Raw genomic sequence first — 9,648 nt, 5'->3', positions numbered from 1 at the left:
GCCCCCGCGTCCGTAATGGGGCGCGGGGCCCTTGCGTCGTACGGGACGCGCCTACTCGGCGGCGAGGGCGGCCTCGGCGTCGAGGGTGACGGCGACGGCCTGGATCACCGAGGCGATCTTGAAGGCCTCCTGGATCGTCTCGCGGTCGACGCCCGCCTTGCGCAGGACCTGCTCGTGCGAGTCCAGGCACTGGCCGCAGCCGTTGATCGCGGAGACCGCGAGCGACCACAGCTCGAAGTCGACCTTCTCCACGCCCGGGTTGCCGATGACGTTCATCCGCAGGCCCGCGCGCAGGGTGCCGTACTCCGGGTCGGAGAGCAGGTGCCGGGTGCGGTAGAAGACGTTGTTCATCGCCATCACCGCGGCGGCGGACTTGGCGGCGGTGTACGCCTCCGGCGAGAGGTTCGCCTTCGCCTCGGGCTCCAGCTCACGCAGGACGCGACCGGAGCGGGCGGCGATCGCGCAGGACAGGACGGTGCCCCACAGCTGCTGCTGCGGGAGATCGCTGTTGCCGATGACCGAACCGAGGTTCAGCTTCAGGTCCTTGGCGAAGTCCGGTATGGCCGACTTCAGGGAGTCGAGGGACATCCGTCACTCACCGGCCAGCAGCGCGCCGGCGTCGATGGTGCTGTCACCCTTGTTCCAGTTGCACGGGCACAGCTCGTCGGTCTGCAGGGCGTCGAGGACCCGCAGGACCTCCTTGGGGTTACGGCCCACGGAGCCGGCGGTCACCATCGAGAACTGGATCTCGTTGTTCTGGTCCACGATGAAGACGGCGCGCATCGGCAGGCCGTCCTCGCCCAGGATGCCCAGCTCGGCCGACAGCTCGCGCTTGATGTCGGACATCATCGGGAAGGGCAGGTCACGCAGGTCGGCGTGGTCCTTGCGCCAGGCGTGGTGCACGTACTCGGAGTCGAGCGAGAAGCCGAGGACCTGCGCGTCGCGGTCGGCGAACTCCTCGTTCAGCTTGCCGAAGGCGGCGATCTCGGTCGGGCACACGAAGGTGAAGTCCAGCGGCCACGCGAAGATGACCTTCCACTTGCCCTCGTAGGTCTTGTGGTCGATCTGCGCGAACTCGGAACCGGCCTCGAGCGAGACGCAGGCGGTCAGGTCGAAGGCGGGGAACTTGTCACCAACAGTGAGCACGCGCTCTCCTTGCGAAATGGAAATAGACCCTTTTTGGGGGCTTTCCGATGGGGTTGGACGTGTCTCACATGCTGGCACAGCTGCATTGATTGCGGAAATAGCTAGTCTTGTGGTGGGTGATCGGAGGTACCTATCAGTGGCTGTCGGTAATAGAGGAGCGAAGCAGCCGACGCTCGCTCAGCTGCGCGCCTTCGCGGCGGTCGCCGAGCATCTGCACTTCCGGGACGCCGCCGCGGCCATCGGCATGAGCCAGCCGGCGCTCTCCGGGGCCGTCTCCGCGCTGGAGGAGGCCCTCGGGGTGCAGCTGCTGGAGCGCACCACCCGCAAGGTGCTGCTCTCCCCGGCGGGCGAGCGGATCGCCGCGCGGGCGCAGGTGGTGCTCGATGCCATGGGCGGGCTGCTGGAGGAGGCCGAGGCGGTACGGGCCCCCTTCACCGGGGTGCTGCGGCTCGGGGTGATCCCCACGGTGGCGCCGTACCTGCTGCCGACCGTGCTCGGACTGTTCCACCGGCGCTACCCGCGGATGGACCTCCAGGTGCACGAGGAGCAGACCTCCTCCCTGCTGGAGGGGCTGGGCGGCGGACGCCTGGACCTGCTCCTGCTGGCGGTGCCGCTGGGGGTCCCCGGCGTGACCGAACTGCCCGTCTTCGACGAGGACTTCGTTCTGCTCGCCCCCCGGGAGCATGCGCTGGCCGGGCGCCGGGACATCCCGCTGGAGGAACTGCGCGGGCTGCAGCTGCTCCTGCTCGACGAGGGGCACTGCCTGCGGGACCAGGCCCTGGACATCTGCCGGGAGGCGGGGCGGACGACCGGCGCGGACGTCACGACGACCGCGGCCGGACTGTCCACCCTCGTACAGCTGGTCGCAGGGGGACTCGGGGTGACGCTGTTGCCGCGCACCGCACTGCGGCTGGAGACCGCCCGCAACGAGTACCTCTCCACCGGGTACTTCGCCGAGCCCGCGCCTTCCCGGCGGATCGCCCTGGCCATGCGCACGGGGACCGCCCGGCAGGAGGAGTTCAGGGCGATCGCCGCGGCCCTGCGCGAAGCCGTACGCCCCCTCCCGGTCTGGCCCACCGACTAGGGGGCGCCGGGGGCGTCGCCGGGAGCGGGCGTACGGGGTCGGGGGCGGTGCCGCGGTCACTCCGTACGCAGGCCGTCCGGGCGCATCAGCCGCAGCAGCGGCGGGAGGCTGAGCAGGGTCACCGCGGCGACGACGCCCGCGCCGACGCCGGTCATCCCGAGCACCGACGGCCAGTCGATCCGTACCGGCTGGGCGGCCATCGACATCAGCACGGCTCCCAGCCCCACGCCCGCACCGGCCGCCAGCACCAGGCCCACCGCGATCGGCACGGCCGTCTGCCACAGCACCGACAGGCTCAGCGTGGAGCGCTTGGTGCCGAAGGCGACCAGGGAGGACAGCAGCTTCCGCCGCTCGCGCAGCTGCTCCAGCTGGGAGACGAGCAGGCTCCCGCCGATCAGGACCAGCACGGCGGCCGCCCCGAAGAACAGCCCGGTGCGGATCGAGGAGAAGCCGGCGGCCCGCGTGCTGTCCCGCAGCGTCATCGCCGTGACGAACGGGTCCGTCTTGAAGACGGCGTTGCGCGCCCGGTCCAGGGCGTCCGGACCGGATTCGTCGACCTGGACGAAGATCCGCATGTCCGGGAAGTCGCCGATCTCCTTCGGTGCGGCCGACGGGGTCACCAGCAGGCCGCTGCGCAGCTGCCCGGTGGGGTCCTCCCGGCTGGCGACCGTGCGGGCGCCCGCCGGGACCTTCCACTTGACCGGGGCGGGGCTGTCGGCCGTCTCGGACTCGTACCGCCTCACGTTGCCGACGAACAGCTCGTCGCCGGGCTCGGCCCTGCCGCCGTAGAAGTCGTCGGTCGAGGTGGAACCGGTCAGGACGAAGGCGTCGCCCTCCTTGCAGGAGTCGAGCACCGCGACCTCGCCGAGCGCGTCGCAGGTGCCGATGGTCACGTGGACCGTCTCCGCCTCCGCGGGTACCCGGTGGGCCCCCTGCGTGGAGGTCAGCGGCACCGCGCGGGTGACGCCCGGCACGGCGGAGATCCGCTGTGCGAGGCCGTCCATGTTGCTCCTCGCGCCGCTGTGCACCATGACCGCGACGGCGGCCCTGCCGGGATCCTGGCCGGTCGACTTCGTGTAGTCGCCCTCGACGCCCGCGAAGAGCATCTGGAGGGCGATGGCGCCCGCGACGGCCACGGCGATGCCGTTGACGAGGCGGGCGGCGCCGCCGGTGTCGACCTGGAGCCGGCGTACGGCCAGCTGCCAGGAGACCGGGCCGGCGGACATCCTCGCGACGAAACGTTCCAGCAGCCAGGGCAGCAGCACAGTGATCCCGACCAGCAGCAGCACCACGCCTCCCGCGACCTGCCACTGGTTGAACCGGCCGTGGTCGTTGCCGCGGCCGCCCATGGGCACCAGCAGGCCGAGGCCGACCAGCGGCAGCAGCAGCCGCCACCAGATGCGGCGCCGGGAGGGCCTGGTCGTACGGACGACGCCCAGCGGCTCGATGACCACACCGCGCAGCGCGAACAGGGTCACGGCCACCGCCGCCGCGGGCACCGCGAGGGCGACCAGGACGGCCAGCCAGGGCGCCGGGTCGAGGTCGGCGGGGAAGACGCTGCGCTGCTGGAGGCTGACGCTGCCGACGAGGGAGCGGCCGACGGCGAAGAAGCCGGTGCCCAGCACCAGTCCGACCAGGGAGCCGGCCAGCGCCTCGCCGGCCGCGATCCGGCGCACCATCCTGCTGTCCGCGCCGACCAGCCGCAGCGCGGCGAGCCGGCGGTCGCGCCGCTCCCCGCCGAAGCGGACGGCGGTGGCGATGAACACGGCGACGGGCATCAGCAGGGCGACGAAGGTCAGGACGACCATCAGCATGAGGACGGGGTCGAGGTTCTCGCGGTCCGCCTCGTAGCCGAAGCCGGTGACGCGCTCGACGCGGTAGTCCTCGGGGCCGTTCTTGCGGAGGGTGTCGCTGCCCAGGTAGAAGAGCAGTTCGCCGGGGCCGACCAGGCCCGGGTCGCCGACGACCTCGCTGACCCTCGCGTCGAGCCGTTCGCGCAGCAGGGCGCCCTCGGAGGACTTCAACAACTCGTCCAGGGCGGGGGAGAGGGCCATCTCGCCCGGGCCCGGGATCTTCTTCAGGCCGGGAGGCAGCGGGGCGTCCGGGCCCTCGGCCCGGACCATGTGCCCCTCGATGTCCTTCTGGCGGTACGTCTGGCCGATGCGGGCGATCAGCAGGGTGTCGGGTCCTGGCGCGTCGGCCGTGTCGGAGTGCATCGTCGACCGCGCGTCGCCGCGCTCGTACCGTGCGGTGAGGGCGCCGGGGATCGCGGTGCTGATCAGCAGCAGCGCGACGCCGAGACCGACACCGATGCCGGTGAGCAGGGTGCGGATCCATCCCTCGCGGCCGCCGCCGAAGGCGAAGCGGGTGCCCATGGCGAGGTCGCGGGCCCAGACCTGGAGCCGGCTCATACGATCCGCTCCATGTCGCGGGATTTGCCGTCGCGTACGACGATCTCGCGGTCCGAGTAGGCGGCCACGCGCGTCTCGTGCGTGACGAGCACGACGGCGGCGTTCGCGGACCGGGCGGCCTCCGTGAGCAGCTGCATGACGAGTTCGCCGTTGAGGGAGTCCAGGGCTCCGGTGGGCTCGTCGGCGAAGACCACCCGGGGCCGGGTGACCAGGGCGCGGGCCACGGCCACACGCTGCCCCTGGCCGCCGGAGATCTCCCCGGGCCGCTTGGCGGTGAGGTCCTCCACCTGGAGGCGTTCCATCCAGTGCTGGGCGGTGCGTTCGGCCTCCTTGCGCTTGACGCCGGTCAGGCGCAGCGGCAGGGCGACGTTCTCCACGCAGGTCAACTCCGGTACGAGCTGCCCGAACTGGAAGACGAAGCCGAAGTCGGTGCGGCGCAGCCCGCTGCGCTCGCCGTCGCTCATGGAGGTGAGCTCGCGTCCGGCGTAGGTGATGGAGCCGGAGTCCGGAGGGACGATGCCCGCGAGGCAGTGCAGCAGGGTCGACTTGCCGGAGCCGGAGGGGCCCATGACGGCGACGACCTCGCCGGGGTGGATGGAGAACTCGGCGCTGTCGAGCGCCTGGGTGGTTCCGAACGCCTTGCGCAGGTCCGTCGCGGCGAGGAGGGAACCGGCCGGGGCCGTCATCGGCGGACCTCCCGCGCGAGCTGGTCGAGGCGGGCCGCGGTGAGCTCCAGCCACCGCAGGTCCGCCTCCAGGTGGAAGAGGGCGTGGTCGCACACGAGCTGGTCGGCGATGTCGCCCTTGCGCTTGCGCTGGGTCAGGATGCGCATGAGGCGCAGGTGTTCGGCACGCTGGGTGTCCAGCAGCTCGTCGGCGCGGCGGCCGGTGAGCAGGGCGAGGACGACCTTCGTGTAGAGGGTCGAGTGGAGGTACGGCTCGGGCTTCTCGGGCTGCGAGAGCCATGCCTCGACGTCGGTGATGCCGGCGTCGGTGATGGCGTAGCGCTTGCGCTCGGGGCCGCCTCCGCTCTCCATTCCGTCGACCTCGACGAGGCCGTTCTTCAGGAGGCGGGACATGGTCGAGTAGACCTGCCCGTAGGCGAGGGGCCGGTCGTGACCGAACTTCTCGTCGAAGGAGCGCTTGAGGTCGTAGCCGTGGCACGGGCCGGCCTCGAGGAGGCCCAGGAGTGTGTGACCGATGGACATGTCCGCGACTCTACACTGCGTGTATACGCGGAGTGTATAGAGAGGGCGGCGGCGCCCCGGGAACGCCGCACGCCCCGGTGGTGCCGGGATTCCGGCACCACCGGGGCGTGCGGGTCAGTCAGCGGGCTTCGGGGGGCGGCCCCGGCGCGGGATGGGGCCGGGGGCCGAGGGAAGGCGGCCCGCCTCGGCGAGGGCGCGGCGGAGCAGGAACTCGATCTGCGCGTTGGCACTGCGCAGTTCCTCGCCCGCCCAGCGGGCCAGCGCGTCGTACACCTGCGGGTCGAGCCGCAGCAGCACCTGCTTGCGTGCCTGGCGGCCCGCCGGTTTCTCCTCGCCGCCCGGGGTCACTGGTAGAGGGTTCCCGTGTTGACCACCGGCTGGGCGGCGCGGTCGCCGCAGAGGACGACCATCAGGTTCGAGACCATGGCCGCCTTGCGCTCCGGGTCGAGGTCCACGATGTCCTGCTCCGCGAGGCGCGTCAGCGCCAGCTCGACCATGCCCACCGCGCCCTCCACGATCTGCTTGCGGGCCGCCACGACCGCGCCCGCCTGCTGGCGCTGGAGCATCGCGGAGGCGATCTCAGGAGCGTACGCGAGGTGGGTGAAGCGGGACTCGATGATGTGCACGCCGGCCGCCTCCACGCGTGCGTGCAGCTCGACCGCCAGCTTCTCGGTGATCTCCTCGGCGTTGCCGCGCAGCGACAGGCCGCCCTCGTCGTGCGCGTCGTAGGGGTACTCGATGGCGATGTGCCGGACCGCCGCCTCGGTCTGGGTCTCGACGAACTCCGTGAAGTCGTCGACCTCGAAGGTGGCGCGCGCCGTGTCCTCGACCCGCCACACCACGACCGCCGCCAGCTCGATCGGGTTGCCGTAGGCGTCGTTGACCTTCAGGACGGGCGTCTCGTGGTTGCGCACGCGGGTGGAGATCTTGTCCCGGGACATCAGCGGATTGACCCAGCGCAGCCCGTCGGTGCGGATGGTGCCCCGGTAGCGGCCGAACAGCTGGACGACCCGGGCCTCGCCCGGAGCCACGGTGTTCAGCCCGCACATCGCGAACACGGAGACGAGGCTGAGGAGTACGCCGGCCGATATGAGGACCGCCTTGACCGCGACGGCGGCCGCCAGCGCGCCGAGGACGACCAGGCCCGCGCTCGCGAGCAGACCTGCCAGTCCGAGCAGCAGAGCCAGTCCGCCGCCGACGCTGCGCGCGGTGAACTCCCGTACTGCGTCAGGGGTGGCGCTTTGGTTCGTCATGATTTGCCCCGTTTCTCAGCTCGCGGTCGGTCGGACCGCCTAGCAAAGTGATATCACTTTTTTGCGCTACGGCAACCCTTCGGCTTAGGTGGGCGTCGGTTCCAGTGATGTGGGTGCTGATTCTCACGTCCGAAATGACCGGAATTAGTCACGGTTGGCCAACTTTTGACACAGCCTGCGGTGTTAGCTTTCTGAGCTGACGTCGGGGGGGCAATCGAGCGGAGCGGGAACGATGGGCCGAGCAGAAGTGCGTAAGGCGCAGCAGCAGCGCAGTGCGCGGCGTGCGCCGAGCGGACGCGCGAAGGGCGCCAAGGGAAGCGGAAGTACCGGCAAACGCACCGGCATACGCCGCTTCTTCACCTGGAAGAAGGTTCTGGGCACGTTCTTCGGGCTGGCCCTGCTCGGCATGGGCGCGCTGGTCGCCCTCTACTTCTACGTGGAGCAGCCGAACCCCAACAAGCAGGCGCTCCAGCAGAGCAACGTCTACAAGTACGCAGACGGCACGATCATGGCCAGCAAGGGCAAGGTCAACCGCGAGATCCTGCCGATCGACAAGATCCCGATGGACGTGCAGGAGGCGTTCATTGCGATCGAGAACAAGTCGTTCCGCAAGGACCAGGGCGTCGACTTCAAGGGTCTGGCCCGCGGTCTGTGGAACACGGCCACCGGCCGGGGCAAGGCCGGCGGCTCCACGATCACCCAGCAGTACGTCAAGAACTACTACTTGACCCAGGACCAGACGGCGACCCGCAAGCTCAAAGAGCTGGTGATCTCCCTCAAGGTCGACCAGAAGATGAAGAAGCCCGAGATCCTCGCGGGCTACCTCAACACGAGCTACTTCGGGCGCGGCGCCTACGGCATCCAGGCCGCGGCCCAGGCCTACTACGGAGTCGACGCCGGGCAGTTGACGCTGGAACAGGGCGCCTACCTCGCCACCCTCGTCCAGGCGCCCAGCCAGTACGACTGGACGACCGCCAGCGAGGACACCAGGAAGCGGATCACGATCCGCTACGACGCGACCCTCGTGAACATGGTCGACATGAAGAAGCTGGACGAGGAGAAGCGCAAGACGCTGAAGTTCCCGGAGCCGCTCCCGCCGCAGCCGCCGGCCGGCATGGACGGCCAGAAGGGCTACCTGGTCCAGGCGGCCGAGGCCGAGCTCAACGCCCAGGGCGTCGAGCGGAAGCTGATCGACGCCGGCGGCTGGACGTTCACGCTGAACATCGACCCGAAGAAGCAGGCCGCGCTGGAGACGGCCGTGCAGGAAGAGCTGGAGTCCAAGCTGGAGCGCACGAACGTAGAGAAGCGCCCCATCGACCAGCGCGTGCAGGCCGGCGCCACCTCCGTGGACCCGAAGACCGGCCACATCGTCGCCATGTACGGCGGTACGAGCCTGAAGGACCACTGGTCCAGCAACGCCCTGCGCAAGGACTACCAGCCGGGCTCGACCTTCAAGCCGATCGTGCTGGCCTCCGCCCTGGAGAACGGGTCGAAGACCCAGGACGGCAAGCCGATCACGCCGAACGCGCTCTACGACGGCACCAGCAAGCGCGCGGTCGTCGGCAGCGACATCCCGTTCGCCCCGCAGAACCAGGAGGACCGCAACTTCGGCACCCCGATGATGTCGGTCCAGGAAGCCACCAACTTCTCGGTGAACTCCGTCTACGCGCAGATGATCGTGGACGTGGAGCCGCCCAACGTGAAGAAGACGGCCCTGGCCCTCGGCATGAAGGACCGAGAGGGCTGGCCCGAGGACAAGCCCGCCATGTCGCTCGGCACCATGAGCGCCAACACCGTGGAGATGGCGGCCGTCTACGCCACCCTCGACAACCACGGCAAGAAGGTCACGCCGACCATCATCAAGAAGGCCGAGCACAAGGACCGCGAGGTCGAGGCGGTCCAGCCCATCGGTACGCAGGCCATCAGCCGGCGCACCGCCGACACCGTCACCAAGGTGCTCACGGGCGTCGTCAACGACGAGGGCGGCTCCGGCAACAAGGTCCGCAGCAGCGCCTACGAGGCCGCGGGCAAGACCGGTACCACCGAGTCCAACGTCTCCGGCTGGTTCTCCGGATACACCCCGGAGCTGGTCACCGTCGTCGCGATCTTCGGTGAGGAGCCCGGCACCGCCAAGCAGGTCACCCTGACCGGTACGGCCGGCCTCGGCCGTCTGGGCGGCTCCAGCTTCCCCGCCTCGATCTGGAAGGCGTACACCCTCGCCGCCCTCAAGGGCGCGGACACGGGCAAGTTCCAGCTGAGCGAGGCGGACATGGGCGCCGTCCAGGCGCCGTCCCGCAGCGCCTCGCCGACGCCGTCGGCGAGCCAGACCTCCAGCTCGCCGACGGCGAGCACCAGCCCGACGCAGTCGCCGACGCAGTCGTCGCCGACCCCGACCGCGACCAAGACGGGCCCGACGCAGTCCCCGTCGCAGTCACCGTCGCCCACGGCGACCAAGACCGGCGGCGTTCCCAAGCCGCCGGACCCGCCGCTGGTTCCCGAGCGCTAGGCACATGAAAGGACCGCCGCCCCGCAGCCTTCCTCGAAGGC

9 protein-coding genes are annotated in these 9,648 nt (G+C 70.4%); 2 read left to right on the top strand and 7 right to left on the bottom strand.

The genetic code is table 11. The features are described 5' to 3' along the window. Positions 1-51 precede the first annotated feature (51 nt). The gene (locus ACWGE1_RS37620; RefSeq protein WP_453424965.1) at positions 52-588 is read right to left on the bottom strand and encodes an alkyl hydroperoxide reductase; all 537 of its coding nucleotides are present in this window, start codon (positions 586-588) and stop codon (positions 52-54) included. Positions 589-591: 3 nt separating this feature from the next. Next, positions 592-1,146 (bottom strand): peroxiredoxin, encoded by a 555-nt coding sequence (locus tag ACWGE1_RS37615; RefSeq protein WP_327264225.1) that lies wholly within the window; start codon positions 1,144-1,146, stop codon positions 592-594. A gap of 136 nt (positions 1,147-1,282) precedes the next feature. On the opposite strand from ACWGE1_RS37615, the gene ACWGE1_RS37610 reads away from it, so the two are divergent. After that, positions 1,283-2,230, top strand: a complete 948-nt coding sequence (locus ACWGE1_RS37610) for a hydrogen peroxide-inducible genes activator (protein WP_453424964.1) — start codon at positions 1,283-1,285, stop codon at positions 2,228-2,230. 56 nt (positions 2,231-2,286) lie between these two features. On the opposite strand, the gene ACWGE1_RS37605 is transcribed toward ACWGE1_RS37610, so the two are convergent. The 5 genes from ACWGE1_RS37605 to ACWGE1_RS37585 all read right to left on the bottom strand — a co-directional run bounded on the left by ACWGE1_RS37605 (position 2,287) and on the right by ACWGE1_RS37585 (position 7,101). Further along, positions 2,287-4,641, bottom strand: a complete 2,355-nt coding sequence (locus ACWGE1_RS37605) for an FtsX-like permease family protein (RefSeq protein WP_453424963.1) — start codon at positions 4,639-4,641, stop codon at positions 2,287-2,289. Beyond that, positions 4,638-5,327: an ABC transporter ATP-binding protein gene (locus ACWGE1_RS37600; protein ID WP_453424962.1), complete on the bottom strand. Its 690-nt coding sequence runs from the start codon at positions 5,325-5,327 to the stop codon at positions 4,638-4,640. Before ACWGE1_RS37600 ends, ACWGE1_RS37605 begins: the two co-directional genes overlap by 4 nt. Further along, positions 5,324-5,848: a PadR family transcriptional regulator gene (locus ACWGE1_RS37595; RefSeq protein ID WP_453424961.1), complete on the bottom strand. Its 525-nt coding sequence runs from the start codon at positions 5,846-5,848 to the stop codon at positions 5,324-5,326. The genes ACWGE1_RS37600 and ACWGE1_RS37595 overlap by 4 nt, the downstream gene beginning before the upstream one ends. A gap of 114 nt (positions 5,849-5,962) precedes the next feature. Further along, positions 5,963-6,247, bottom strand: a complete 285-nt coding sequence (locus tag ACWGE1_RS37590) for a hypothetical protein (protein WP_453424966.1) — start codon at positions 6,245-6,247, stop codon at positions 5,963-5,965. Next, positions 6,193-7,101 carry an SPFH domain-containing protein gene (locus tag ACWGE1_RS37585; protein ID WP_453424960.1) on the bottom strand — a complete coding sequence of 303 codons (909 nt, stop codon included), beginning with the start codon at positions 7,099-7,101 and terminating at the stop codon, positions 6,193-6,195. The genes ACWGE1_RS37590 and ACWGE1_RS37585 overlap by 55 nt, the downstream gene beginning before the upstream one ends. A 232-nt stretch (positions 7,102-7,333) precedes the next feature. Here ACWGE1_RS37585 and ACWGE1_RS37580 point away from each other — a divergent pair, with 232 nt between their 5' ends. Then, positions 7,334-9,607 (top strand): transglycosylase domain-containing protein, encoded by a 2,274-nt coding sequence (locus tag ACWGE1_RS37580; protein WP_453424959.1) that lies wholly within the window; start codon positions 7,334-7,336, stop codon positions 9,605-9,607. Positions 9,608-9,648: the final 41 nt, after the last annotated feature.

Source organism: Streptomyces sp. NPDC054932, from assembly GCF_053610205.1.
The sequence above is the reverse complement of the archived record's forward strand: the minus strand, read 5'-3'. Positions and strand labels throughout refer to the sequence as shown.

What these genes read in the sequence shown, in the direction of transcription:
- ACWGE1_RS37620 (WP_453424965.1), bottom strand. Translation starts at nt 588, where the DNA reads ATGTCCCTCGACTCCCTGAAGTCGGCCATACCGGACTTCGCCAAGGAC.
- ACWGE1_RS37605 (WP_453424963.1), bottom strand. Translation starts at nt 4,641, where the DNA reads ATGAGCCGGCTCCAGGTCTGGGCCCGCGACCTCGCCATGGGCACCCGC.
- ACWGE1_RS37600 (WP_453424962.1), bottom strand. Translation starts at nt 5,327, where the DNA reads ATGACGGCCCCGGCCGGTTCCCTCCTCGCCGCGACGGACCTGCGCAAG.
- ACWGE1_RS37595 (WP_453424961.1), bottom strand. Translation starts at nt 5,848, where the DNA reads ATGTCCATCGGTCACACACTCCTGGGCCTCCTCGAGGCCGGCCCGTGC.
- ACWGE1_RS37585 (WP_453424960.1), bottom strand. Translation starts at nt 7,101, where the DNA reads ATGACGAACCAAAGCGCCACCCCTGACGCAGTACGGGAGTTCACCGCG.
- ACWGE1_RS37580 (WP_453424959.1), top strand. Translation starts at nt 7,334, where the DNA reads ATGGGCCGAGCAGAAGTGCGTAAGGCGCAGCAGCAGCGCAGTGCGCGG.